The following is a 26,650-nucleotide window of genomic DNA, read 5'->3' as shown; positions in this document are numbered from 1 at the left end:
GCACCCTAATTATTATTACTTCAGCTACATTTCGCGTGTTGGTAACTCTGGTAAGTCAGCACCGTTATTGTTCGGATACAGGATATACTCACCGTGATACTTCACTTTCGATTTGTAATCAGTCACCTTGAACAACAGTAACCCCAGGCTGAATGCCGTATCAATGATCTCCTGAGCGCTACCGCGAACATAGAGCGATAGCGGCTTAGCCAGTTCAGTCGATCCGTCCGGGATAGAAAATACGTCGCGGAATTGCTTCACGCACACCACTAGAGACGCCTGCCCCTCTGTATGGTGGGTAACCTTGCGGGTTACTTCAAACTCAGTGGTGACCATCCAGCCTTTCTGCTCTAGCGACTGATAAAGCGACTGAACCTGATCACGCGTAATGATCATAGCCTTACCATCATCGCCGCGGACACCCTCATAGGCCTCTGCAATATGTTCAAAATTTTGCTTTAGCTGGGCATTCTTACCCATACTGCGAGCTTGCTGCTGCCAAGTCATCAGTGTTTGTACGACACAACGGTCGAAAGCCTGCTGCTTAATTGCTCTTGTCACCCATGCACTGAGAAAATGCGTTTCGCTCACGGGGTTTTTCTGTATTTTTCCGGATAGCTGAGATTCTTCGAGTTCTTTTAAACCCGCCGTTACCAGCTTGTAAATTTCTTGAGAGTAAATCGCCATTGTTTTCCTTACACCTTTACGCTTCTCTGGACATGAACCAGTAGAAACCGGCTGAGAGCAATGCACAAGCCGCCATAGTTAACGCCATAGGCCAGACGGTGGCATCAGGCATCATCGCAACAGCCCCTCCCACCACAGTTCCCGTACCAAAACGTATTGTACCCGCTAACGATGAAGCGGTTCCGGCCATATGCGGGTACTTCGCCAATAAACACGCCATGGTATTACTGCCTATGATTGAGATCGTACCAACAAAAAGCATGACAGGGATAACTACCCCCCACAAGCCCAGGTGAAATATCTGACCAAGGATCAATCCAATACCTGCGATTAATTGGACGACCAATCCAAAACGCAGCATCCAGTGAGATCCCATCTTCTTCACTAACCGGCCATTAATACTGGTCATCAGGATCAGACAGATCACGTTTAAACCAAACAAATAACCAAAGTTCTGAGTACTTACCTGATAAAGATCGATATAAACAAATGAGCCTACAGTAAGAAACGTAAACATACCGGCAAAAGAAAAACCGCTACAGAAGACAAAACCAACGGCAGTTGGCGTCGTCATCAATCTGGCGTAATTACGTAATGTCGAACCCAGATGGAAAGGCAGCCGTTTCTCGGCTGGCAGTGTTTCCGGTATTTTCAACAGCACCGCCAGAATCACCAGTACGGCACATATTGCCAGCAACCAGAAAATAGACCGCCAGCCAAACCAAACGGATATATATCCCCCAATCATCGGGGCAGCCAATGGCGCGATTGTCATAACGAGAGTCACAAATGACATGGTACGAGCGAACTCTTCACGCTCAAACATATCCCGAACCAACGCCTGAATAATCACCGCGGCTGATGCTCCGGCAAACCCCTGTGCGGCACGAAACCAGGTTAACTCAACAATATCGCGACTCATCGCGCTCATCACTGCGGCAATGGTAAAAAACACAATGCCTATGATCAGTATCGGACGACGTCCATAACTGTCAGCGAGCGGACCATGCAGTAACTGCCCGATAGCAAAGCCTGCGGTATAAGCCGTCAATGTTGTTTGTACCAAGCCGGGAGTCACCGCCAAATCTTTAGCAATCGCGGGCATTGCTGGCAGATACATATCAATCGCCAGCGGTGTAAGTGCAGCAATCGCACCAAGAATTATAATCAGCTGCAGACTCAGTTTTTGGCTGTCTTGTCGGGTCATATATTCACTACGTGTACTGTTATTTTTGCAAAGAACAGTATGGGAAAAATTAAGAAATGTATTGTACGATGAATTGATCGATTTTATTCTTTCCCGTCAGGAATAGATCAGTTTCTCTTTCATTAAACCACAGCCACAACTATTTGGAGGAGGATACTCCTGAGGTATGAAAGGGGGGATGCAATGAAATGAAACCAAACCACTCCAAAATGCAAAGTTCAGCATCTTAAAGTAGTCTTGGACTCGTTACTTCAGAAAAGACGCTATCTCTTCGTCTGTCAGGGGACGGTACTCCCCCGGTTCCAGTTCGTCATCCAGTACCACCTTACCCACTTGCTGGCGGTGAAGTCCGACAACTTTGTTACCAACGGCGGCAAACATACGTTTTACCTGGTGATATTTACCTTCAGAAATCGTCAGTAAGGCTTCTCGCTCACCGAGCAACTCTAATTTAGCTGGACGCGTTATTTCTTTTTCGCTACGTAACTGAACACCGTCAGCAAAAGTCTGAATAGTTTCTTCCGGAACAGGATCTGCCAATTCAACGTGATACGTTTTTTCACACACATGGCGAGGCGAAGTAACACGGTGTGACCACTGGCCATCATCCGTTAATAAAACCAAGCCTGTCGTATCACCGTCTAAACGGCCAGCGACGTGCATTTTTTCCGGGCTGACTTCATCAATTAACACGAAAACCGTCGGGTTATGATCATCCACATGCGAACAGACAAAACCTTGCGGCTTGTTTAGCATAAAATATCGCGGCCCTTGTAAGGCTAAGATGCGACCATTAAATTCAACTTCGCAATCGTCGGTGATTTGAAACGAACCGTTTTTTATAATCTCGCCATTCACTTCAATTAACTTGTCTTTCAGTAGCTTACCGGCTTCTCTGCGAGTAATACCCAAAGTGGTACCTAAGAATTTATCAAGCCTCATCACGGGCTCCACATGTTACAAAAGGGTCCGTATTATAAAAAGCTCCGTCATAACTTGCATTAAAAACTTACCGTTATACTGATCTCTGATTATCCAATGAGTAAAAATCAACACTCATCGCAAAATTTCTGACCTTTTTCATCGAACTATTACTAAGCTCAAAAAAGTGGAACATTTTTATTCTAAACCAGTCTTAAAGGATGGACACTCTACAGACTCGTTACGTATTATCAGTAGCCAAACAAGAGTGAATCGACTAACAAACAAGGTTAATCTATGAAAATCTCACTTGTTGCGCCAAGTCAGTCTTCTATTGACATGCTATTAAAACTCGTCGAAGAACTATTTGCTTACGAAGCACTCCCGCAAAAAATTGATCAGACAAGACAAGCTATACACCAGCTGCTAAATGACCCGGAATTAGGACAAGCATGGTTTATTGAAGTGGAACATGACGGCGAGAAAGCGATCGCAGGTCACATCATCGTCAGTTACAGCTTTAGCCTTGAGCACGGCGGCCGTGTCGGCTTTATCGATCAGTTTTTCCTCAAGCCTGAATGGCGCCAGCAAGGTATCGGTACCGAACTGATCCCTCAAATTGAACACCATCTAGCCAAGAACGGTGTCCACGCCCTGTCACTAGAAATAAACATCGGTAACTCTGGTGCACGTCGTTTTTATGAAAAACATGATTTTGTACCACGTCGCCAATTCTGCATGATGACAAAAATTATCACACCGGAAGAAGTTCCACTTACCATAGCATCATAACTTTGCCGTCATAAACAAGGCGTCGTCAACATCCCTGTTTAGCCGGGCTCACAAAAGTGGGCCCAAAGAGACTCCTGAGCCACTCAGGTGGCCTTGATCACTTTCATAGCCTCTCCATTGCCATTGGTTCCTTTATGCCCAAGTGACCTCAAGATACTGAATTCTCGCTCAACGCTGCATCTTGAGGTCGTTTGGGTATCTAGGTACACTGCCAGTCCAGTTTCCATTACTATTTGCTCGAACATGTATACCCTTCGCCCCTATCAGCAAGACAGTGTCAAAGCCACTATTCATTACTTTCGGAAAAATAGCAGCCCTGCAGTATTAGCATTGCCAACAGGCGCTGGTAAAAGCCTGGTTGTCGCTGAATTGGCCCGTATCGCCAGGGGGCGGGTCTTGGTATTAACCCATGTAAAAGAACTGGTTGAGCAAAACCACAGCAAGTATGAAAGTTATGGCCTGAAAGCGTCGATATTTTCTGCCGGTTTAGGCCGTAAAGAAACCGATCGTCAAGTGGTGTTTGCCTCCGTACAATCGATGGCTAACAGCCTGGAACAATTTGCGAATGAATTTTCGTTGTTGGTCATCGATGAATGCCACCGCGTACCGGACGATGAAAACAGTGCTTATCGCCGGGTTATCTCTCACCTGCAGAAAATCAATCCGGGTATTAAGATCCTTGGCCTGACCGCGACCCCCTATCGCTTAGGCATGGGCTGGATCTATAAATACCATACCCGGGGACAAGTAAAAACCGAGCAGGAACGCTTCTTCAGGGATTGTATCTTTGAACTCCCTATTCGCTATCTATTAGATGAAAATTTTCTGACGGAACCTAAAGTCATGGATATGGCTGTTATCGGCTATGATTTTTCCAGCCTGACGCCATCGGCATCCGGACATTACCGCGAGTCTGATTTAGATAACGTTATAGAAAAATCGAGCCGGGCCACACCAATGATCATCGAGCAGGTTATCGATTACGCCAAAGATCGACGCGGGGTTATGATTTTTGCATCAACGGTAAATCATGCCCAAGAGATCATGAGTTATTTGCACAACGAAAATGCTGCGTTAGTGGTGGGTGACACGCCTCTTGATGAACGGGATCGCATTATCAATGCCTTTAAGCGTCAGGAAATTAAATACTTAGTCAATGTATCGGTACTCACAACGGGGTTCGATGCTCCCCATGTCGATCTTATCGCCATTCTGCGCCCGACAGAATCTATCAGTTTGTACCAGCAGATTGTCGGTCGTGGGCTCCGCCTGTTTGAGGGTAAAAAAGATTGTCTGGTTCTGGAGTACGCTGGAAACTGTTATGACTTGTATCAGCCAGAAGTCGGTGATCCTAAGCCCAACAGCGACAGCGAAGTCATTATGGTTCCCTGCCCTGCTTGCGGCTTCAACAATAGCTTCTGGGGGAAATTAGACCCTGCAGGCTTTCTGGTTGAACACTACGGCAGACGTTGCCAGGGCTATTTTGAAGATGATGATGGCGAACGAGAAGAATGTGGTTATCGCTTCCGCGCCAAGTATTGCGAGGAGTGTGGTGCCGATAATGATATCGCAGCCCGCCGTTGCCACCAATGTCATGCTGTGATGGTCGATCCGGATAAAAAATTACGGGATGCACTAAAACTCAAAGATGCGATGATCATGAAATGCGTTGATTTGCGCCTTGAAGCAGGTAAAAACAAATTTGATAAGCCTCAGCTTAAAGTCATTTATATCAGCGACGAAGGCTCTGAAATCAGCGAGGTCTGGCCGCTGTCGACAAAGACCCAGAAAGCAGCATTTTTAAAGAAATTCATTAACCCGCACCTGGTCGACCGTCATCGCCCTTTCACCGATACTGCACCCACTAAAGTGGCCAATAATGAACACCGATTACGTCCGCCAGAGATCGTGATCACAAGAAAAAGCGGGCGTTTTTGGGTCATTCGCGACAAGCTGTTCGATCTTAACCAGTACAAAAAAGAGTAACCCAACCGGCATAAAACAGGCCGGTGACTTCCCAGACAGAATGCCGAAAAATCATTCGTTTACACCTCAATTTCCTAATTAAATCAAGAAGGCAATAATTAGCCTTGCTAAGACTTGGCCTGAATGTTAGTATCCGCGCTCGTTTTTACGACATTGAGTAAGGTCGCATTACTCAGTGAACTTAATGAAATTAAAGAGTATTTAATATGAAATTTGAAGCAGTTGTACGTACTGACCTAGGTAAAGGTGCGAGCCGCCGTCTACGTCACGCAGAAAAATTCCCAGCTATCGTTTACGGTGGCGAAGCAGCTCCTGTTGCAATCGAGATCGTACACAGCGATATCATCAACCAGATGGATAAGCCTGAGTTCTACGAAGGCATCATTCTTGTAATTGATGGTCAAGAAGTTAAGGTTAAGCCACAAGACATCCAACGTCACGTGTACAAGCCAAAAGTTGAGCACATGGACTTTAAACGCATCTAATTGCGACGCCATACTCAATCAAAAAGCGCCTAACGGCGCTTTTTTTGTTTTTGTACTTTTTTCAGGCTGGGTATCATATGAACAACAGTTAGAAAAGGCTCTGCTGAGAATCGTCTTCTGATATTGATTCTGCCGACGCCTTTTCAGCCTTTGCTTGCCTGACCATTCGAATATAGCGCTGGTGACATAAGCGGATTGTGTTGCGCTGCTGGTCAGCCGTCATATTTTGCCAGTTAAACCGTTCATCCCGGCTTCTCATGCACCCTCTGCAATAACCGCGCTCATTAACCTGACAGATACCAACGCAAGGGCTGGGAATAGAAAAAAATTCAAGTTGTTCCATATCTCCCCCCTAACTATAAATAATAGCCTATTGCTCAAACTCTCCCTTTATTATTCAATCAAGCTCATTTGATTCTATCACCACACCGTACAAGGCCAAATCTGTATATACGAGCAAGCCAGCGGTAATCGATACACGATCTATGGCCAAACCATTTCAAGCTGCAGTGTTCAGCAAGAGTTCACATTATTTCTATCCATTTACCTATGTGACATTTAATTACTTGATATCCGCTTAATAAATGACTTTCTCTTCAATCAGTCCGGCCGTTTCAAGATTTGCCCCGCAACTTAACGATGAGCATTTTGATAAAAGGAAAGAACCACCAATCATATTAAGTCACAGATCATTCAACGATTATTATTTATCGAAACCGATATGACTCCCTTACTCACCAGTTTTACGTTCGCCTACAAGGACCGTTTATGAAACACACTTTAACAGCAGCGCTAATCGCCAGCTTGCTGGCACCGGCTGCGCTTGCGGATCAGCAAGTGATTGCAGGATATTTTGCAGACTGGCAATATGCGAATGAGCAAAAGCCCTACACCGTGAAAGATATTCCGGCAGACAAGCTAACCCATGTGATCTATGCATTTCTGAGTATGTGCGGATCACATACGGGGGCATCAGAAAAGGTGCAGCAACAAGTTGCCTCTGCATGTCAAGACAAAGCCCCATTCACTGCTATTGTCGTGGATCAAAAAGCGGCACTCGATATTGATTTTGGCACAGTCAGTGTTAATGTCCCTTACCAGGGCCACTTTGCCCAATTAGCCGAGCTTAAAAAGAAACACCCGGATCTGAAGATCTTACCGAGCTTCGGTGGATGGACAATGTCTGAACCTTTTCATGACATGGTGAAAAATCAAGCAAATATTCGCCACTTTGCAAAAACTGCTGTTGAGCTGATTGCAAAATATGATTTTTTCGACGGCATCGATCTTGACTGGGAATACCCTGGCGGTGGTGGCCATACAACATCACCCTGGAATGAAAAAACAAAATTGTCGGATGATCAAAAAGCGGCAGAACGCGACGCCTATACTTTCTTGGTTAAAACACTGCGTGCCGATCTGGATCAACTGGCAATAACGACCAAGCGTGACTACGAGCTCTCTACCGCTGTAGGTGTTGGCCCTAAAGCGGCACAAATTGACTGGTCAGGCGCTGCACCCTATCTGACACATATGTTTGCGATGACCTACGACTTCCTTGGCGGCTGGGGCCAGCAGACAGGCCACCTGACTAACCTGCATGCTACAGATCGGAGCTGGTGGGGAATGGGGGCAGATGCTTTTATCAGTCAGATGATTGAGGTTGGTATTCCACAAAATAAACTCGTGCTTGGCGCCGCGTATTACGGTCGTGGCTGGGAAGGCACCCAAGACTTTGATGGTAAGCTGCCAACCAACTCACTCGTGTCAGAAAAAGGGGCAAGCATCGGTACTGACAAAGATGAGCCGGGCTATTTTATGTACTGGGATCTGAAGCAGAACTATACCCCGGAGCAAGGTTACAAGTATGGCTATGATAAAGAGGCTGAAGCCCCGTTCTTGTGGCATCCGGAGAAAAAAGTATTCATCAGCTTTGAAGACAAACATTCTGTAAAAGCCAAAACTGAGTGGGTCAAACAAAAAGGCCTGGCCGGTATGTTTACCTGGGAACTTTCCGGTGATCCAACCGGCGAATTAACAGAAACCATGTATCAAACATTGAAAGGCGATAAGTCTTAATCATTTCAGATCAGAAATGATGCGGTTTCGGGATCAACCCTGTTGATCCCGAAAATTTTCTTGTTACGCCAACTCAATGTCAAAATAACCCCAGCTGAGGGGCTGTGATTTCATCAAAACCGCGTCCGATGAAAGGTAAAATCCCATCGGCGACGGGCTTCAACTGTTTGTCGACATAATGGTTGTAATCAATCAGGCTGGTTAAGGCCTCTTTCGGCTCGGGGCCGTTTACAGTGATCAGATATTCTATCCAGCCGCCATTTTGATACTGCAACGCCCTGCCCATTTTTTCATTAATGTCATCAGCCATTCGGGCAGCACGAACATGAGGTGGCACATTTTTCTGATAGTCAGACAAGTTACGTCGTAACCTTTTTCGGTACACAAGATTTTCATCCAATTCACCAGCATTGGTTTTTTCTACATAATCACGAATATATTCTTCAACATCCTGATTGTGAAAAACTTTATCGTACAAGACTTTCTGAAAATCCTGAGCCAATACCGTCCAATCAGTACGGACAGTTTCAAGGCCTTTGAAAATAATCGTTTCTTCATCACCTTGACAGACTAATCCCGCATAACGTTTCTTACTCCCCGTATCCTGCCCTCTGATCGTTGGCATCAGGAATTTTCGATAATGCGTTTCGTATTCAAGCTCAAGGTAGCAATCAAGGCTATATTCTTCACGAAGATGGTCTTGCCATGCTGCATTGATATCGACAACCAATTGATCGCCAACCAAATCGGCTTCGCCTTGGGTATGACTTCGACCTAAATGCACGAAGACTGAATCCGTATCACCATAAATAACGGTGTAGCCTTTTGCTTCAATCATCTCTTTGGTGCGGGAGAGTACCTCATGCCCGCGCATGGTAATCGATGATGCTAAGCGGTGATCAAAGAACCGGCAGCCAGATGAACCTAACACCCCATAAAATGAATTCATGATGATCTTGATGGCTTGTGAAAATGCCTTATCTCCATCACGTTTTGCTTGATCGCGCGCTGACCATAAATCCTCGATCATTTGGGGTAAGAAATGCTTCTCACGATGGAAGCGCCCGCCGCGAAAACCGGCAATAGCCTGATCACTCTCTTTCCCTTCCTCCAATAACACCCCTTCCACCAACCCCATAGGATCAATGCGAAATGAGCGAATAATCGAGGGATACAGTGATTTAAAGTCCAGAACCAGTACCGCATCATAAAGGCCCGGTTTCGAGTCCATTACGTAACCGCCAGGACTCGCAATCCAATTCTCACTCTCAAGGTTAGGGGCAACATATCCCGCCCGATGTAATCGTGGTAAATAAAGATTGGTAAATGCCGCGACAGATCCGCCAACCCGATCTAATTCCACCCCCGTTAAGCGGCTGCGCTCCACGGCGAAATCGAGTAAATGGGTATGCTCAAAGATCCGGGTAACGAGTTTGCAATCCTGCAGATTATACCGAGCCAGCGATAGTTTATCGTGCCGGAACATATGGTTAATTTCAGCCATGCGATCATGCACGTTATGAATTTGCTTACCTTCTCCCAGCAACTCTTGGGACACCGATTCAAGTGACCAGGAGCGAAAGTTATAGGTGGCGGTTTTCAGGGTATCAATACCATCAAGAACAACCCGACCGGGTATGCTAATAAAGCCCTGGTTAGGATTTTGTGTCGACTGACGCCAGTGCGGTATTTGTTTACCACGACCGATCCTCAGGCTCAGTTTGTTCCACTCAGCGCGCTTTAACAATAACCGGAAATCAAAGTCGATAACATTCCAGCCGATGATGATGTCGGGATCAAACTGAGAAAACCAGGATTCTAGTGCCAGCAGCAGTGCTTTCTCTGAATCTACCCACTGGATCCATGGCTCATCATGAGCTTCAGGCTTTGGCGACCCCACCATGATGACGCGGCTATCCACCTCGCAATGTAAGCCAACCGAATACAAGACCCCTTTTTCTGAGCATTCAATATCTAACGACACCACGCTTAATTCAGGCAGATAATCAGCAGCCTTGGCTTTAACGTCCGAATATTCGACATAGCCTAATTTTTGTTTAGGCGAACCCGCGAACACCACTCCGCCGCGAATAAATCGCTCCATAAGAAAACGATCGGCCAGGCGTATATCGGTTTCAAAACCCGCCAGTCCCTCGGCAGCAAGTATGGCGGAAATTTGTAAGCTATCGCGTACCGTATGGGTATAACAAGCATTAACAGGTTTATGTTGAAAGTTCTGCAGCGACACCTTTCGCCACTGTACCTGGAGATTAGCGGCACCAAAGGCTTGAGATGCCTGTTGCTGCTCTTCCACAGGAATAAAACAGACTGGTTTGTCACCATGAATAAGTAAACGACAGGGACCGAGATCAGTTTTAACCCATAGCACGATCTCCGTCTGACCGTGATAATCGCGACTTTGTCGCGTTAAAACAAAACCTGTTAAGTGAGTTTGCAAATAAGCCTCAAAAGCATCAATGAAGGAAAAACATAGCGGATCAATAGAATAAGTCGCTATTGGACGAAACAGTAAAATAGGTGGACAGTTAGGTTAACCAATTTTCCGATCTATCTTCTCAAACTCTTTCACTATCCAGTTACCAAACTGTTCAAGAAGAAAGAGCGCTGCACGCTTTGGTACTTGAGTGCCATTAATAAGAGTAAATAACCGCTCCACTTCAAGACTTTTATCAGGGTAGTAATTCAAAAAAGCGGCGGCGCATTGTTCTGACGTATGAGCCCAACACTTTTCTCGATGCATCACGAGTGAAAAGCAGCTTCGAAGCATTTTCTTCGCAATATACTGGCAATAATCAAGGTAATTACTGACCACTTTCGTCTTCATGATCTTCTGGCGGTAAACGGTCAGTTCATCTTTGATATCACCATTTAAAGCCTTCGCCACATCCCAGCTTGGTTCAAAGCGACCAAAACGGGTCGACAGATCTTCGCCGTACAAACAGAGACAACAGTGCTTTAGCCAAAAGCCCCACTTAAAAATGGCCTCAAAAGAGAGTACGTGGGATAAATATCCAACTTTAATCTCAACCGAAGGTACATCGGGATAGTAGGTAGATAGACGCCACTTTATCGTATTGAGCAGCGACTGCTCAGACGTGGTAAGTGGTCGCTGAAGAATTAACGTCAGATTCAGATCTGACTGCCCCCATACTGCTTCTCGGCGTGCAATACTACCAAACAGATAAAGACTATGGAACGCCCCGCCTAATCCAGTTCGCAGCTGCTTAACGGCATCTAGCAATACGGGTACATATTTCTGTTGAAAAGGCGTTTGGCCATCTAATACGGGTAACCCTTTCACCACTAGCCTCTTTCTCTCTATTTATTGTGTTTTTGTCACAACCACTGGCTTTTATTTGCAACAAAACAACTAATACCTAATATTATCGCGTATTCTACCAAATCTAAGGCTCTGTTGACCAAACAGATTAACCCCGCTTACTGAACGGTAATCTGACCTGCCACCACCACATTTTCACGCAGCGAGATACCCGCGACTAAGTCTCTTAGCAACATCAAAAAAGCGACGGTGTTTCCAGAAATGTCTCGTCACCCCCTTACCTCGACACCATAAAGCATGTTCTAATATGCCTTCACTCACAAACCAGAGATATGTGTAGTACATGGATACATCAAACCTAATTTCTTTTGACGACGTTATTGAAGCGGCTTACGACATCTTCCTTGAAATGGCCCCAGAAAGTCTTGAGCCTGCAGACGTTATTCTTTTTACTGCTCAATTTGAAGACCGTGGCGCAGCTGAAGTCGTTGAAACACATGATGATTGGGCTGGACATGTTGGTTTTGACGTCGATAAAGAACGCTATGCCGAAGTTCGTATTGGTCTGGTCAATGAAGCAAACGACGAGCTTGACGATGTATTCGCAAGAATGTTGATTAGCCGCGATCCTGAACATAAGTTCTGCCATATTTTATGGAAACGCGATTAAAATCGTATTTCTAGAAACTAGAAAATTAGCGTATAAAAAAGGCGATGTGGAAATACATCGCCTTTTTTATGCAAATAACATCCTATGCTAATACAGGTGTATTGGGCTGTTGACTACGACGAACCCAAAACAGGCTAATAGCTACCAGAACAGACATCACGGTTAGTACCGCACCGAGGCTGAATTGGTCCTCTGCACGCATAAATGCTGCGGCTAAAGTCGCAATGCCGGCCCCCAGGTTCTGCAATCCACCAAGTACGGCTCCTGCTGTACCTGCATGTTGAGGAAAAGGCTCAATAGCGGCGGTTGTTGCTGCGGGGAACAATACACCAGCACCAATAAAGTAAATAAACGCGCCGCCAATCAATGAGCTTACTGTAACTAACCCCGCCATACCCGGGATCAAAATAGTTAACGCTCCCAAACTAATCGCAAACATACCAAAATTCATCACACGAGCATTACCAATTCGCTTAACCATGAAGGCCGACAACCATGCGCCAATTAAGTAGCCTGGTAAAGGTAAAACAAATAACCAGCTGACTGTTTGCGGATCCAATTTAAGCACGCTGCCCAGCAATACCCCCGCAGCGGCTTCAAAGACAGCAATCCCCGCAAACGTTGCAATCAAGCAAAGCACATACCCCTGAAAACGGCGGTTACCCAGCACATAGCGATAGCTGACCCACACACGCTCATAACGACGATTTTCTACGGGTAGTGTCTCGGTAAACATCGCCATCATGGCAACAGTAACAACCGCCCCAAATACCAGTAAAAATACATAGCTGGCAGTCCAGTCAAACGTTGATGAGAGATAACCACCTAAAACCGGCGCAATGAGTGGAGAGAAAATTACGCCCATACTAACCAGGCTGTTTGCCTTGTGCAACGCCGCACCGTCATAGCAGTCACGGGTTACAGTTCGACACATCGCGCCGCTACAGCCAGTACCAGCACCTTGAATAAAACTTGCCAGTAAGAACAACTCGAATGTAGGGGCAAACAATGCGCCCACAGTACCGACTAGAAAGATCACCATTCCGACAATGATCACTGGGCGACGCCCAACGCGATCCGAGAGCGGTCCATAAACAAATTGAGACAGACCATACGGGATTAAATAGGCCGCCATAACTGCCTGTAGATATGACGACTTAATAGCAAACTCAAGTGCCATCACAGGAATGGCTGGTACATACATAGTTTGCGTCATCTGACCGACAGCAGCCAGAATGATAATTAAAAATAACAACTTTGACATTTTAGCAGAAGAAGATTGCTGAACCACAACCCATACCCTCGCAACAGAACAATATAAAGGAAATTTACGAGCATTTGATTAAATCCGCCCGAAATCAGGATATAATTCTAAATATTTAAACAAAATTAAAAAACAAGGCTTCTTTATAGAGATTATACAGTTTATAACTTCACTCAAAGAGCGATGATAATAATTGTGAAAAGATATTCAAGCAAGAAATTAGCGTGCCACCAAGCACGAAACTTTATTATGATTTAGATTAGAAAAAATAATGGATAATTGGGAGTGATGATTTAACAAAGAACCATAAATAGAAAAGCCCCGAATACTCGGGGCTTTTCTATTATTCGATATTTTTTACGTTTCAGCGCAATCAAGTACTGCGTTACGAGCATAACGTTGTTGAAGAATGGCAAATTCTCAATCGAAATTGAACCGGTGTTTGCCATGACTCGCTTTTGTTTTCAGGTAACTTTCATTGCCGTCTTTAACATGTGTTTTGGTGCCGACTACTTCAACGATTTTGATACCACACCTTTCAAGATCGTCAATTTTCTTCGGATTATTGGTAATCAGGCGGATCTCATTAATGCCGAGTGCTTTTAGCATTAGTGCCGCTTCGTTGAAATCACGCAAATCATCACCGAAACCAAGATGGTTGTTTGCCTCGTAGGTATTCATCCCCTGGCTTTGCAGCTCATAAGCATCGATTTTATTGTACAAACCAATACCACGGCCTTCCTGACGCAAATACAGGATGATGCCTCCGATCTCGCCCATTTTTTCAATGGTTTCATCTAACTGCTCACCACAGTCGCAACGAGATGAGTGAAATACATCACCGGTTAAACACTCAGAGTGCATGCGTACCAATGGTGCTGCTGCCTGCTTGTCAGCATCATGAAAAATGACGGCAACATGTTCTTTGCCAGATTCAAGGCCATTAAAAGAAAGTAAGTCTGCTGAAATATTACTCTTCAAGCCGACTTTAAAAGGCACTCTCGCCCTTACATTAACCATTTTGTTCCTAGTACTTCTTAATGGCCCTCTGGGATCGGGGTTATTTGGGTTAGTAGAACTTGCCCATTTAAACGTTAAAGTACACTTCTGTACCTTAACTCGCATCCCAGAAGGCTGATAATCTTCACCAAACACCCAAATATCGTAATCGCATAATTCGAATCACTTTATACGACAGGCAGGCATTCCTCTATATTGCTTAGATGATATCTAAAATAATTGCGCTACAACAGCACTACAGAACAAGATCTGTTATCTGTTCCTGTGTTTCATAATATCAATGATGATTGTTATATTATAACAAAACAATGCTGAACTCATTATGCAACAGTTTTGAAAGAATCAGAACCATCAGGCTATTTTCGCTTCAGGCCATATTTCTTCTCCCATTCAGGGTGAAGAAATACACAAGCAGATAAAAGAGTAAAACAGATAACGATAACCATGATGATAAACATTCTGATCCAATCGTCTCCCATCATTAAGCGAGTTGACAGCATTTGATAGGTCGATAGCATCCAAATCAATGAAGCTCCCAGCAAAATGACTTGCAATGTACGAGCAGCCCAGCTTTTATGTGCACAAAGCAATAACGGTGTAGCCGCCAATCCAAGACTGACCAGAATGTCACCTGCACGCAAAAAATGTGCTGCTAGTAGCCATAAACTGATCAGTACAGGTAACATTAATCTTATGTTTAAAAGAGCTGGTCGTGCTTGCATTTCACTATTCCTTACAGATAACTTGCAATATACATACACCTTTATGACCAAAAAAGGAAGTCAGGAACGACCTGCTGTAATAACGCATTAATTGTGTGGATTAAGATATCCCGCTTGATCACACTTCTGCCAATAAAGCATCTTCTTCGTACAGTAAGAATAATAAAACCGCTCAAAAAAGCTCTCAATTTAGCCAACCGCACCTTTTATTGCCCTGCTTTAATTGTTATTTGTGAAAAAACATCTAGAATTGCCCGAGTTTGATCACTTGTTCTGACAATGATTTTAACAATCAGCAGATCAGGTTAGTCCCATTCCGTCTTACAGCAAGGTTTTGCTGTACCTGACACAGTAAAGGAAACATCATGATTCAAGTTGTAGGTCACAAAAATCCTGATAGTGATAGCATCTGCTCAGCCCTTGTCGGCGCTGAACTTCTTAAGGCTCGTGGCCTGGAAGCTAAAGCCGTTCGTCAAGGCGAACTAAACCGAGAAACGCAACATATCCTGGAGCAAGCTGGCGTAGAACAACCAGAAATGTGTACTGGCGTCGCTGGTCAAAACATTTGGTTAGTAGACTATTCTGACCTTGCTCAAGGCCCGGATGATATTGCTGATGCTGAGATCTTGGGTATTGTTGATCACCACCGCTTGGGCGATGTAACGACAACCAATCCACTAGAAGCTTGGATCTGGCCGGTTGGTTGTACTTGTACCATCATGTTCAACCTGTTCAAGATGGAAGATGCCGAGATCACTCGCCCACTCGCGGTTCTGATGATGTCAGCGATTTTAAGTGATACCGTTGGCTTTGCTTCCCCTACTTGTACTCAGAAAGACAAAGACGCTGTAGCAGAGCTAACAACTATTGCGGGTATTGAAGATCTTGATACCTTCATCAAAGATCTGCTAATTGCAAAAACTGATATCGAAGGCCTTTCTGCCTCTCAGCTGGTTGAAAAAGATCTTAAAGCTTACCCATTCAACAACCGTGATGTTGTTGTGGGTCAAATCGAACTTGCTACTCTTGAGCAAGTAGACGGCATGATTGATGAGCTTAATGCAGATCTTCAGCGTCGTTGTGATGAAGATGGTCTGGCAATGGCAGCCTTAATGCTGACTGACATTACTAGCAGCACAACGCGCCTGCTATTCAAAGGTGAATGGAACGCAACCTTAGAGCAATATGCTGACAATGGCCTGCTGATGATGGAAAACACACTCAGCCGCAAGAAACAAGGCTGGCCTTGGCTACAGAAAGTTCTGGCGTAATAAAATCTGTGATTTCTGCCCGAACTTGAAAAGGAACGCGATTGCGTTCCTTTTTGTTTTTGGATCGGTTGTTTTATTTAAAGCTTGCTGTGTTCATTAAGTTTTGTTGTTTCATTCAGAGCATCCGAAAAATGTTCAACGAACTGTCGGCCGATTAGTTTCCCTTCGCGGTAGTCAACTTCCAGATCATCTTTTTCACTCAGCAACGCTCTGCTACGCAATCTTTTATCGGGCGCAATTTGAATCACCTTTAATCCTTCAGGAGGCTGAACCAGAAATTCATTTACTTCACGGCATGTCTGATAGTAACGAGCAAGCATTTCAATGACTTCGCTACTTTTTCCCTTGCCCGTAATAGATAAAAACCGTTCGATATTGTCGGAAGTAAACCATTTTCTACCGTCAGCATCCATCTTCTTCGGTTCGATTAACTCAGATATAACCTTTTGCTGCTCTTGTAAGCGCTGCTGTTCTTTTTCTATCACCTTATCGTTCCGCCCCTCCTTCCACAACTCAAAGCGCTGGGTGAGATCGTTGTGAATCGACTTAAACTTCTCAAGCGACTGGTTCAGATTAAGCTTCTCAATATATTGCGGCAGGCTAGATTCAATTTTCTCGCGCCAGTCATCAAACACCCTAACCCCGTCATCACTGTTTTCAAGAGGCTCAGTTCTTACCACAACAACGAGATCAGCCCCGCGTTTCCAGGCTTCTTGAACAGGAACGGCAGCACTTACACCGCCGTCAACCCACTCCAAGTCTTGTAAGTTTACTGGCTGGTTATACAACATGGGAATTGCACATGTTGCTCGAAGTACATCGCGCCAGTTTTCTTGATACATTGGCAAATAAATATCTGCCAAGGTGTCTTTGCGAGTGGCACACGCAAATGCCTGCCGATATTGTAGGTTTCGCCGCGCAGTCACAATATCGAGTGGTGTCAGGCCTTCAGCTGATATCGTATCCAGCGCCCAGTCTAAATTCATCGGTTTTTGTTTACTAAGGTACTTATACAGATTAAAAAATTCATCATCTGTGGTGTAATTAACAATGAAATTGTAGCTAAAACTAGACTGGCGGCTAATAAATGAAGAGAGGTTGAGCGCACCGGCAGAAGTACCAATATACAGTTCGAAAGGATCGAACCCAGCCTCAAGAAAAGAGTCAAATACACCCGCAGTAAAGATACCCCTCTGGCCTCCCCCTTGCACAACAAGCGCTATTTTCTTTCTCCGCCCACTACTCAGTTGGGTAGAGAATGCGCTTACCATTTGTAAATCAAAGGCACTTAAGCTGAACGGCAGATGATTCGTCATAGTCTACTCACGTTGATACTTACGAAGACATACTATTGACAGAATAACATCTATTACAAAACAGAAACGGAATGAAGTAGAAAAAACACGTCGTGCATGCCGCGTCACGCCGTAATCGCAGTAAGACCGAATCCAATCAATATAGTCAATGTTATAACTGCTGCAATAATTGCAAATTTCAGATCTTTATCCATATCGCGACCCACAAATAACAATAGATTAACAATACGATAACCTCACTTCTGGGGGACTTCAAGATTCTCGTCAAATAAAATGTGAGATTTTAGAATAGCTGTCACAATTAAGCATAATATCGAAACATAACAATGAGACAAAACGATGAAGTTACCGGCATCACCATACACTCTAGGATGTATTATCTTAACCTTTGTCTCACCCGATGCTTTTGCCGAGCAACCGCTATATATTACGCCTTATATTGGCTATACCTTTTCTAATCAGATAACCGATGAAAATGGAATAAAAATTCAACCCGAAAACGATCAACATTTCGCGTTGGCCGTAGAAACGAATATCGAATCCGGCCGTGTAGGGCTTTTTTTAAGCCACCAGCCCACTGAAATGAGAGGCTTTGAAAGAGACAGTTCATTTACCTATCTTCATTTCCAGAGCTCGCTGCGCTATGACGTGGTGACTGAACTCAGCGCATTTTTTGGGGCAAGCGTAGGAGCAACCTTTGTCGATGCAGACTGGTCAGAAAACAGTGTCTTATTCTCTGGCAGTTTATTCGGCGGGGCTGAATATAAAATGAATAAAAATGCCAAAATTGTTTTTGAGGGTCGCTGGTTAGCAAACTTCATCGACAGCCGTACAACCGCTATCTGTCACTTGCCAACAGGAAACCAAACCTGCCACATAATCGTCGATTCAAAAATCCTCAGCCAAGTCCAAACCAATATCGGCATTAGCTTTTCTTTCTAGTTACCAATTCATATGGCCCTTTAATACTATTTACGACCCTAGCCACTAGTTTTTGGCTATTTTGCAGTCATTTTTACAATCATTTAAAATAAAATTAATACCTTAATTTAACGGAAAAGATAGTGATAAGCACTGCTTAATCACCACCAGACCCCCCTATTCAATAATCTACAGAGCAAAAAACTAAACGTTAACACCACAAGCTCATATAATTAACAAACACATACTCTATTGCTTTACAAATTATCTCTGGTTAATCTCATCTCATTACGTGGTCTATCAATCCATATTCCACGGAACAGGACGATGAATTAGAGAATATATCTCTAATAAAATTAAGTTTCATAGAGAATAGCAGTACATAAGGAGATGTTTATGAAACGAGAACAATGGGGTTCCCGTGCCGGGTTTATCTTAGCTGCCGTTGGCTCTGCCATCGGTCTTGGTAATATTTGGCGCTTCCCGTATATGGCTTATGAAAATGGCGGTGGCGCATTTTTTATCCCTTACCTTTTTGCCATGATTTCCGCCGGTATTCCCTTTATGATCATGGAGTTTACTCTGGGTCACAAATTACGAGGTGCCGCTCCCCGCGCATTCTCTAAGCTGGGTGGCAAACTTGAATGGCTGGGGTGGTTCCAGGTATTTATTGCTGCCGTTATTGCTGTCTATTATATCGCAGTCATTGGCTGGGCTATCTCTTACCTTGGCTTTTCATTCACCCAAAGCTGGGGGGCAGACACCAATGCCTTTTTCTTTGGCGAATACTTACAATTAGGTGATAACTCACCAACTAAGCTGGGCTTTGTGCAGATGCACATTGCAGTTCCAATGATTCTTGCGTGGGGTATTACTTTTGCCGCTATCTTTACCGGTGTTAAAGGCGGTATCGAGCGTGCAAGTAAGATCATGATGCCCTTGTTGTTTATTATGGTACTTGGCTTAATCACTCGGGTATTGTTCCTGCCTGGTGCCTTGGATGGACTTAACTATCTATTCCAGCCAGACTTCAGCAAGATCCTCGATGCTAAAGTCTGGTCGGCAGCATACGGACAAATCTTCTTCACCCTGAGTGTTGGTTTTTCTATCATGATTGCTTACTCCAGCTATCTGCCAGAAAAATCGGACATCAATAACAATGCATTCATGACCGTACTGATTAACTGTGGCTTCTCAATTACTGCTGGCGTTCTTATCTTCGCAGTATTGGGTTATATGGCGCAGGAACAAGCAAAACCTTTGACAGAAGTGGTCTCCGCAGGCGTCGGTCTGGCCTTTGTCACCATTCCGGCAGCTATTAATTTATTACCGGCACCGTACATTCTTGGTCCGCTGTTCTTCCTGGCACTGGTTGTTGCAGGCTTGAGTTCACACATATCAATCATTGAAGCGGTAACCTCTGCAATCATTGACAAATTGAGCTGGACACGTAAAAAAGCCGCGTCTGTTGTATGTGGTGTCGGCTTTGCCGTCTCGATGGCGTTCGCAACAAACGGGGGGCTGCTGCTGCTTGATTTGGTTGATTACTTCATTAATAACGTCGCACTGCTAACAAGCTGCCTCGTCGAATTGATTGTGATTGGCTGGCTATTTAAAGTCGCTGATATTCGTGAATATGCAGACAACATCTCTGAATTCAGCATTGGCAAGTGGTTCGACGTTTGTATCCGCTTCCTGAGCCCTGCAATGCTGGCAATGATCCTTGTCACTAACCTTTCAAATACCTTGACTGACGGTTACGGTGGCTACGAAATGTCTGACTTATTACTACTTGGCTGGGGGTTGATTGCAGCAATGTTTGTAACTGCCGTTGTTATCAACCTGACATCCAAACCACAAAGCCAGCTGGAGGGCTAATTATGACAACAGGTGCAATTATCATGATGCTGTTTGGCCTTGGTATTACCTGGGGTGGCGCAGCTTACTGTATCGCCCTGGCAATGAAGGGCAACGGAAAATAATTTATATTAGAAAATCATAAGATTAGCTAATTAACCAAAAAGAGGCTCATTGAGCCTCTTTTTTAATAACAGCGGCATAACTGCCATGATCGTCAACTCACATATTTGTTAGCCACAAATCATTCCCGCAAAGAATCCTTTTCTTTCTGACAATCATCCCGTTACAATCATCACACAAAGTTCAACACTGACATTTAAAGGATAGGCAATGAAGTTACCTGCTGTAGTTCTTTCATTCGTACTGCTTCCTGGTACTGTATTCGCGTCAACTGGCAGTTGCGAGAGCGATAAATATCACCAGTATGTTGATGCCTCGCTTAGTTGGTATCAAAGCCTGGTTGATTTGGCTGTAGAGAAAGATCAGGGCCTAACGGAGGTTGGGGAATGGTTTTTAGAAGGTCGTAAACATCACTTTGAACTCAACCGCGAAGCCGTTGACTGGTATTTAGATAATGATAAAAGTCGCTTAGACCTGTCTCTTTCCGTTGAATCATGGCTACAACTCACTCAAAACGACGTTAAGAAACTGTCGCAGCAACAAAATGCGCTTGGTGTTTACGCAAAGAAAGCGTTTGAAGATCGCCAAAGTAAGCCCCACCCAAAAAACTATGAGCTTCGTAGTGCATTTGCAGAGCTTCTCACCCATCCGGGTAACATTGATAAGCCGCTTAGTGCCTATAACGAAAAAATGACAAAGGTTGCTAATATCGAATGCCAATAACACCAGTCAGAATAATTTAATAACATTATTTTTCACAAGGAAGCAATATGAAGCCTCTTCACTTAGGCGTGCTCATCTGTCTGGCCTCTGCGCCTGTTATGGCTCAACCTGGCCAAAAATGGCAACCTGGATTTAGCGGCGATATCTCCCTGCTGGCGGGGTTTACCCAAACGACTTCACAGTTTAATACTGACAATCAAACAACCTCTTCCCTGTTACAGCCTGGTGAAAAAAAAACTGAAGCCCTGATTGCCCCTTTGGGCTCGCTGCATTACACCTTCGACGGTGCCGATAAACAGTTGTTCTTTGGTACAAGTCGTTCTGATGTTGCTTTAGGCCGTTTCCACGTTGAATTAGGTTACCGTCAATCACTGCAACAAAACGGCATGCTCAGCATCAGTTATGTGCCCGGCCTGCTTAGTCAGAACACATGGCAGGACCCCTATATCGAAAATCAGCCACGCAAAGAAACCGATTCAAGCATTCAGGGCTTACGCTTTCAATATGAGAAAATTTTAGGCTCTGATTTTTCCGTCGAAGTCGCCGCTGGTCAGCAAAAAATTGATGATGAAAAAAGTGGTCAAGAGTATTTCACACCACAAGAGCAAGCGTTATTAGAAAGAGAAAGTAACATCCTGTATCTGCAAGGAGCTTACCGCCATACCATTAGCGCTAAACGCTTTTTGCGCAGTGCTGTGAACTACACCCGTATAGATGCTGACGGTAAAGCAATGGCTAGTCATATTTATGGTGCCGAAATCGGTCTTGTTCAATTATTACCAAGCTCAAGCTTTGCGCTTACCTTGAGCTATGATCGTGCCAGATTTGATGATGACAACCCGGTATTTGATCAACGCCAGATGGATGACCGCTGGAGGGCTTTTCTTGCTTACGCATACAATAAACCGTTTGGCTGGAAGAATTGGGGGCTGGTATCATTGATTGGTTACAGCGATAGCAACTCAACCATCAGTTTTTATGATGAAAAGTCACTTGTAATGACGGTTGGCGTTAACTATGTCTTTTAACTTCAGCCAAAATACCGATGAGTAATATCAATACTCTTACCTGAGTTTATTAAGTAATTCCTATATCAATGTGGAATTTTCCGAGACATCGATACCAAATTCCATTAAATTAGCAATAATTTGCGGAAGTTAACCGAAAGTACCAATTTATTATGGCAGTGGATAACAGAAAAGCCGATGCGTCATTAGAATCTTTGCATCGCATTTTTACAGTGCCGGAAGCACCCGAATCAACCCTTGGATTGATTGAGCAAAAAATATCGCAGAACCTGAATGAGTTTTTGCGTACCCATATTGCCGCGAGTGAAAAACCGCTTGCTGAGATTGAAAAGGACTTTTCTTCTGCTGATATTCCTGAAAGTCCTACCTTCGTTTCCGAGCACACCCAATTTTTACTGAACAAGCTGGTAGCCCAATCGGTGCATACTTCTGCGCCGAGTTTTATTGGTCACATGACCTCAGCCTTGCCTTATTTTCTGATGCCTCTATCAAAAATCATGATTGGTCTGAACCAAAACCTGGTTAAGATCGAGACATCAAAGGCATTCACCCCATTGGAACGTCAGGTTCTGGGAATGATCCATAACTTAATCTTCAATGAAGACGAGAGTTTTTATCAGCAATGGATGCATAGCGCTAACCACTCTCTCGGGGCGTTTTGCTCCGGTGGAACGATCGCCAACATCACTGCGCTCTGGGTTGCACGAAATAACGTATTGAAGCCTGACGGCGAATTTCGCGGTGTTGCCCAGGAAGGACTATTCCGGGCAATGAAGCATTACGGCTATGATGACCTGGCGGTGTTGGTGTCTGAACGTGGCCATTACTCCTTAAAGAAAGCCGCAGATGTACTTGGCATTGGTCGCGACTGTGTTATTCCGGTCAAAACGGATGACAATAATCGTGTCCGTCTTGACGAACTCAGAGCCACCCTCAACTCACTGAAAGCGAGAAACATTAAGCCGTTCGCGATCGTGGGTGTGGCTGGTACTACGGAAACAGGCAATATTGATCCGCTTGATCAACTCGCTGACATTGCTGTTGAGCATGACTGCCATTTCCATGTAGACGCCGCTTGGGGTGGTGCAACGTTGATGTCTAATAAATATCGCTCACTACTCAAGGGAATAGAGCGTGCTGACTCAGTAACGATTGATGCTCATAAGCAACTGTATGTACCGATGGGTGCGGGTATGGTAATTTTCAAGAATCCGGCCTCCGTGGCTGCGATTGAGCATCATGCCGAATATATATTACGTAAGGGATCAAAAGATCTGGGTAGCCATACGTTAGAAGGATCGCGGAGCGGCATGGCCATGCTGCTGTTCGCCAGCATGAACATTATTAGCCGCCCAGGCTACGAAATGCTGATCAACAACAGTATCGAAAAGGCCAAATACTTTGCTGAACTGATCAGGCAAGACCCTGATTTTGAACTTATCACTGAACCTGAATTGTGTCTGCTAACTTACCGTTACGTGCCAGCGGAAACACAAAAAGCCCTTCAGGCAGCAAATACCGGAGACAGGCTTACATTGCTAGATGCTCTGGATGATCTGACAAAATTCATTCAGAAAAGACAGCGTGAATCAGGCAAATCATTTGTCTCACGTACACGTTTGACACCGGAAAAATGGGATCACAAAATCACCACCGTTTTCCGTGTTGTGCTGGCTAATCCCTTAACGACAAATGACATTCTGAAAAGCGTACTTGAAGAGCAGAAAGAACTCGCTCAAGAAAGCCTTCATAGCCTGCCTCAAATACGTCAAATCACAGCACGTATTTTACAGCGATAAACGCTGGATTTTTAAACAAAATAAAGCCTGACCACTGTCAGGCTTTATTTATAGCCAAATAACCTCAAAATTAATCCATTCATATTCTTCTACTTCACACTCAAACCAAGTGAACACTCTGTTAATTACATTAACTTACCCAAGATCTGTGCATCAAAGAATTAACCTGCAAGATGGCCTAAGCAGAGCCAGAATGTTAAACCCATTAACAACCAGTAACATCACTTGATTTAAATCAAAAAAAGGTCCGATTTTTAACTAAAAAAAACCGGCATACACAGTATGCCAGCTAATTTATTACAAGTTATGACGCCGCTATAAATAATGATTTTCTCGTTGCAAACAGTCAGCCTCAACGCATTTTAATCGCCCGCAAACATGTACCCTTCACCGTGAACAGTGACAAAGATTTGAGGGTTTTTCGGATCAACCTCCATCTTAGAACGCATCCGTCGAATAAGCACATCAATGGTTCTGTCGTTCGGTGCTTCTACCCGGTGACTTAACATATTCAGGATTCGCTCACGACTCAGCACAACATTTGGATGTGAGGAAAAAGCAACTAACAGTTCATATTCTGCCTTGGTCAATTTTACTGGCAAGCCATTATGAGTCAGCGCGCGTTTATTGATATCAAACTGCCAGTCACCGAAACGAATAATGTTATCTTCGTGCATTTCCACCATGGTTTCATCACGCGCTTTTTCAACTAAGCCCATGCGCCATAACAAGTTTTTAACTCTAACCAGTAACTCACGTAGTTCAAACGGCTTAGTGACATAATCATCGGCGCCCATCTCTAACCCGACGATACGATCAATACTATCGGTACGGCCTGTCACTAAGATAATACCGACCTCAGAGCGGCTGCGTAACTCGCGAGTCAGCATCAAACCATCTTCACCCGGAAGGTTAATATCAAGCATCACAAGGTCAATTTTTTCAGCAGCCATAATCTTACGCATCTGCTCGCCACTGTCCGCCTCGCTGACTTTATACCCTTCATTTTCAAAATACCCGACAAGCTTGGTACGGGTCACAATCTCATCTTCTACAACAAGCACATGATGACTCATTTTTATCTCTTTATTTATATTTCAGCAGGCATTAAAACGGTAGCACAACAATAGCCTGTTAACAATTTCTCATAAGCAAGCCAAAACTGTTCATGCCAACCCTTAACCTTTTTCACATCGTAGTTTTAAGATTAAACCATAAAAATTTATACGTCACCGTACTTTACGGCAGGCATTCATTATTTCTGGAATCTTCCATTATGAAAAAACTTTGGCAAAAGTTGATTAGACCAAGCAGCAAGTATCCAATTCTTGCGCTGGTATTTATCGGCATCATTATTACTCTTTCGGGCACGTTTGTTGTCCACAAAGGCTTTGAAGTCACATCGACTATCGAATTCTGTACTTCTTGCCACACCATGGAACAGAACTACGAGGAATACAAAGAAACAGTTCATTTCAAGAATGCTTCCGGTGTTCAGGCTGTCTGTGTTGACTGTCACCAGCCAAAAGATTTTCCAGGCAAAGTTATCCGTAAACTCGAGGCAGCAAAAGATCTCTACCATCATTTCGTAACCGGCAAGATCGACACACCTGAAAAATTTGAAGATAACCGCTTGCATATGGCACAAACCGTCTGGGATCGAATGAGCAGCCAGAACTCCAAGACGTGTAAGAGTTGCCACTCATATGATGATATGGACCACAGCAAACAGTCTGCCAAAGCGGCATTTGAGATGAAGAAAGCGGCAGCCGAAGACATGAACTGTATCGAATGCCACAAGGGTATTGCCCACGAACTGCCTAACATGGCTGGTGGCTTCCAGAAAGATTTCCAAGAGCTTCAGGCAACGGCGAATACGCAAGGCGCGGCGGCTGAGACACTTTACTCGCTGGGTGAAAAAGACCTGTATGCCACCGCTGATGCCAACGGTAAAACAGAAGGCAAACTTCTTCCTGCCTCTGAAGTTGCGGTTCTTGAGCGTAAAGATGACATGCTGAAAATCAAGGTTGACGGCTGGCTTGAAAAAGCGGGTAAAGGCCGTGTGATGACAGAATACATGGGTAAACGCGTTTTCAAGGCGACAATCCGTGGCGACGTGAAAGCATCGGAACAACTTATCGAAGAACAAACTGATACCGCAACAGACATCGTCTGGCAGCACGTTTCGGTTGAAGCCTGGATCACCGCTGAAGACATGATTGACAACATTAAGCCAATCTGGAACTACGCAGAAGACATGTACGGCGCAACGTGCAATGCCTGCCATGCCGCACCAGACCCGGCGCACTTCACTGCAAACGGTTGGATCTCTGGCCTTAATGCGATGAGCGCCTATTACCGTCTGAGCAAAACTGAAGAACGCACATTATTGAAGTACCTCCAGAATCACGGTAAAGACACTGGCGGCGCTGGCGCACACTAATTCCTGATAGGCGGGGATGGCGATATAAATCACTC

The 26,650-nt window shown here is 44.5% G+C and carries 25 protein-coding genes; 13 read left to right on the top strand and 12 right to left on the bottom strand.

What is annotated here, in order from left to right; all coding sequences use genetic code 11:
- Nucleotides 1-24: 24 nt before the first annotated feature.
- From AC2204_RS05045 to rsuA, 3 genes are all read right to left on the bottom strand, one after another.
- Entirely contained in the window at nt 25-687 is a 663-nt protein-coding gene (locus tag AC2204_RS05045) for a DUF2913 family protein (protein WP_318924395.1), read from the bottom strand.
- Between the two features lie 16 nt (nt 688-703).
- Nucleotides 704-1,894, bottom strand: coding sequence for a Bcr/CflA family multidrug efflux MFS transporter (locus AC2204_RS05040; RefSeq protein WP_318924394.1), 1,191 nt, complete (start codon nt 1,892-1,894; stop codon nt 704-706).
- Between the two features lie 246 nt (nt 1,895-2,140).
- On the bottom strand, nt 2,141-2,836 hold the full coding sequence (gene rsuA / locus AC2204_RS05035) for a 16S rRNA pseudouridine(516) synthase RsuA (protein WP_318924393.1): 696 nt from the start codon (nt 2,834-2,836) through the stop codon (nt 2,141-2,143).
- 276 nt (nt 2,837-3,112) lie between these two features.
- Here rsuA and AC2204_RS05030 point away from each other — a divergent pair, with 276 nt between their 5' ends.
- From AC2204_RS05030 to rplY, 3 genes are all read left to right on the top strand, one after another.
- Nucleotides 3,113-3,607, top strand: a complete 495-nt coding sequence (locus AC2204_RS05030) for a GNAT family N-acetyltransferase (protein ID WP_318924392.1) — start codon at nt 3,113-3,115, stop codon at nt 3,605-3,607.
- Between the two features lie 243 nt (nt 3,608-3,850).
- A complete protein-coding gene (gene radD, locus AC2204_RS05025; protein WP_318924391.1) occupies nt 3,851-5,593 on the top strand; it encodes a DNA repair helicase RadD in 1,743 nt (580 codons plus the stop codon).
- A gap of 206 nt (nt 5,594-5,799) precedes the next feature.
- Nucleotides 5,800-6,078 carry a 50S ribosomal protein L25 gene (gene rplY, locus AC2204_RS05020; protein WP_318924390.1) on the top strand — a complete coding sequence of 93 codons (279 nt, stop codon included), beginning with the start codon at nt 5,800-5,802 and terminating at the stop codon, nt 6,076-6,078.
- Between the two features lie 88 nt (nt 6,079-6,166).
- Here the strand turns inward: rplY and AC2204_RS05015 are convergent, their stop codons facing one another.
- Nucleotides 6,167-6,421, bottom strand: a complete 255-nt coding sequence (locus AC2204_RS05015) for a DUF1289 domain-containing protein (protein ID WP_318924389.1) — start codon at nt 6,419-6,421, stop codon at nt 6,167-6,169.
- Nucleotides 6,422-6,846: 425 nt separating this feature from the next.
- On the opposite strand from AC2204_RS05015, the gene AC2204_RS05010 reads away from it, so the two are divergent.
- Nucleotides 6,847-8,157, top strand: a complete 1,311-nt coding sequence (locus AC2204_RS05010; protein ID WP_318924388.1) for a glycoside hydrolase family 18 protein — start codon at nt 6,847-6,849, stop codon at nt 8,155-8,157.
- A gap of 79 nt (nt 8,158-8,236) precedes the next feature.
- Here AC2204_RS05010 and AC2204_RS05005 read toward each other — a convergent pair whose 3' ends face one another.
- Together AC2204_RS05005 and AC2204_RS05000 are read right to left on the bottom strand one after the other, a co-directional pair.
- Nucleotides 8,237-10,615 carry a DNA polymerase II gene (locus tag AC2204_RS05005; protein ID WP_318924387.1) on the bottom strand — a complete coding sequence of 793 codons (2,379 nt, stop codon included), beginning with the start codon at nt 10,613-10,615 and terminating at the stop codon, nt 8,237-8,239.
- A gap of 93 nt (nt 10,616-10,708) precedes the next feature.
- Nucleotides 10,709-11,479: a nucleotidyltransferase domain-containing protein gene (locus AC2204_RS05000; RefSeq protein ID WP_318924386.1), complete on the bottom strand. Its 771-nt coding sequence runs from the start codon at nt 11,477-11,479 to the stop codon at nt 10,709-10,711.
- Nucleotides 11,480-11,801: 322 nt separating this feature from the next.
- Between AC2204_RS05000 and AC2204_RS04995 the strand changes: the two genes are divergently transcribed.
- Entirely contained in the window at nt 11,802-12,128 is a 327-nt protein-coding gene (locus AC2204_RS04995; protein WP_107284453.1) for an HI1450 family dsDNA-mimic protein, read from the top strand.
- Between the two features lie 82 nt (nt 12,129-12,210).
- On the opposite strand, the gene emrD is transcribed toward AC2204_RS04995, so the two are convergent.
- The 3 genes from emrD to AC2204_RS04980 form a co-directional block, all read right to left on the bottom strand.
- Complete coding sequence (gene emrD, locus AC2204_RS04990) at nt 12,211-13,419, bottom strand: multidrug efflux MFS transporter EmrD (protein WP_318924385.1); 1,209 nt, start codon at nt 13,417-13,419, stop codon at nt 12,211-12,213.
- A 393-nt stretch (nt 13,420-13,812) separates the two neighbouring features.
- On the bottom strand, nt 13,813-14,412 hold the full coding sequence (locus tag AC2204_RS04985) for a GTP cyclohydrolase II (RefSeq protein WP_318924384.1): 600 nt from the start codon (nt 14,410-14,412) through the stop codon (nt 13,813-13,815).
- Between the two features lie 356 nt (nt 14,413-14,768).
- Nucleotides 14,769-15,134 (bottom strand): hypothetical protein, encoded by a 366-nt coding sequence (locus AC2204_RS04980; protein ID WP_318924383.1) that lies wholly within the window; start codon nt 15,132-15,134, stop codon nt 14,769-14,771.
- Nucleotides 15,135-15,499: 365 nt separating this feature from the next.
- Between AC2204_RS04980 and AC2204_RS04975 the strand changes: the two genes are divergently transcribed.
- The gene (locus tag AC2204_RS04975) at nt 15,500-16,405 is read left to right on the top strand and encodes a manganese-dependent inorganic pyrophosphatase (RefSeq protein WP_318924382.1); all 906 of its coding nucleotides are present in this window, start codon (nt 15,500-15,502) and stop codon (nt 16,403-16,405) included.
- Between the two features lie 77 nt (nt 16,406-16,482).
- On the opposite strand, the gene AC2204_RS04970 is transcribed toward AC2204_RS04975, so the two are convergent.
- Nucleotides 16,483-17,721 (bottom strand): patatin-like phospholipase family protein, encoded by a 1,239-nt coding sequence (locus tag AC2204_RS04970; RefSeq protein WP_318924381.1) that lies wholly within the window; start codon nt 17,719-17,721, stop codon nt 16,483-16,485.
- Nucleotides 17,722-17,825: 104 nt separating this feature from the next.
- Nucleotides 17,826-17,915 carry a cytochrome bd-I oxidase subunit CydH gene (gene cydH, locus AC2204_RS04965; protein WP_413466675.1) on the bottom strand — a complete coding sequence of 30 codons (90 nt, stop codon included), beginning with the start codon at nt 17,913-17,915 and terminating at the stop codon, nt 17,826-17,828.
- 145 nt (nt 17,916-18,060) lie between these two features.
- On the opposite strand from cydH, the gene AC2204_RS04960 reads away from it, so the two are divergent.
- The 6 genes from AC2204_RS04960 (at nt 18,061) to panP (ending at nt 24,172) form a co-directional block, all read left to right on the top strand.
- Nucleotides 18,061-18,663 carry a hypothetical protein gene (locus AC2204_RS04960; RefSeq protein ID WP_318924380.1) on the top strand — a complete coding sequence of 201 codons (603 nt, stop codon included), beginning with the start codon at nt 18,061-18,063 and terminating at the stop codon, nt 18,661-18,663.
- A gap of 375 nt (nt 18,664-19,038) precedes the next feature.
- Nucleotides 19,039-20,520, top strand: a complete 1,482-nt coding sequence (locus tag AC2204_RS04955) for a sodium-dependent transporter (protein WP_318924379.1) — start codon at nt 19,039-19,041, stop codon at nt 20,518-20,520.
- Between the two features lie 2 nt (nt 20,521-20,522).
- Nucleotides 20,523-20,624, top strand: coding sequence for a MetS family NSS transporter small subunit (locus AC2204_RS04950; RefSeq protein WP_318924378.1), 102 nt, complete (start codon nt 20,523-20,525; stop codon nt 20,622-20,624).
- Between the two features lie 208 nt (nt 20,625-20,832).
- Entirely contained in the window at nt 20,833-21,345 is a 513-nt protein-coding gene (locus AC2204_RS04945) for a hypothetical protein (protein ID WP_318924377.1), read from the top strand.
- 47 nt (nt 21,346-21,392) lie between these two features.
- Nucleotides 21,393-22,373 carry a DUF2860 domain-containing protein gene (locus AC2204_RS04940; RefSeq protein ID WP_318924376.1) on the top strand — a complete coding sequence of 327 codons (981 nt, stop codon included), beginning with the start codon at nt 21,393-21,395 and terminating at the stop codon, nt 22,371-22,373.
- A gap of 152 nt (nt 22,374-22,525) precedes the next feature.
- Complete coding sequence (gene panP / locus AC2204_RS04935) at nt 22,526-24,172, top strand: pyridoxal-dependent aspartate 1-decarboxylase PanP (protein WP_318924375.1); 1,647 nt, start codon at nt 22,526-22,528, stop codon at nt 24,170-24,172.
- 362 nt (nt 24,173-24,534) lie between these two features.
- Here panP and torR read toward each other — a convergent pair whose 3' ends face one another.
- Entirely contained in the window at nt 24,535-25,248 is a 714-nt protein-coding gene (gene torR / locus AC2204_RS04930; RefSeq protein ID WP_318924374.1) for a two-component system response regulator TorR, read from the bottom strand.
- A 200-nt stretch (nt 25,249-25,448) separates the two neighbouring features.
- On the opposite strand from torR, the gene torC reads away from it, so the two are divergent.
- The gene (gene torC / locus AC2204_RS04925; protein ID WP_318924373.1) at nt 25,449-26,615 is read left to right on the top strand and encodes a pentaheme c-type cytochrome TorC; all 1,167 of its coding nucleotides are present in this window, start codon (nt 25,449-25,451) and stop codon (nt 26,613-26,615) included.
- The last annotated feature ends 35 nt before the right edge of the window (nt 26,616-26,650 follow it).

It is taken from the genome of Photobacterium sp. (genome assembly GCF_057456235.1).
Note: the sequence above shows the minus strand (reverse complement) of the source record. Positions and strands in the feature narration are given on the sequence as shown.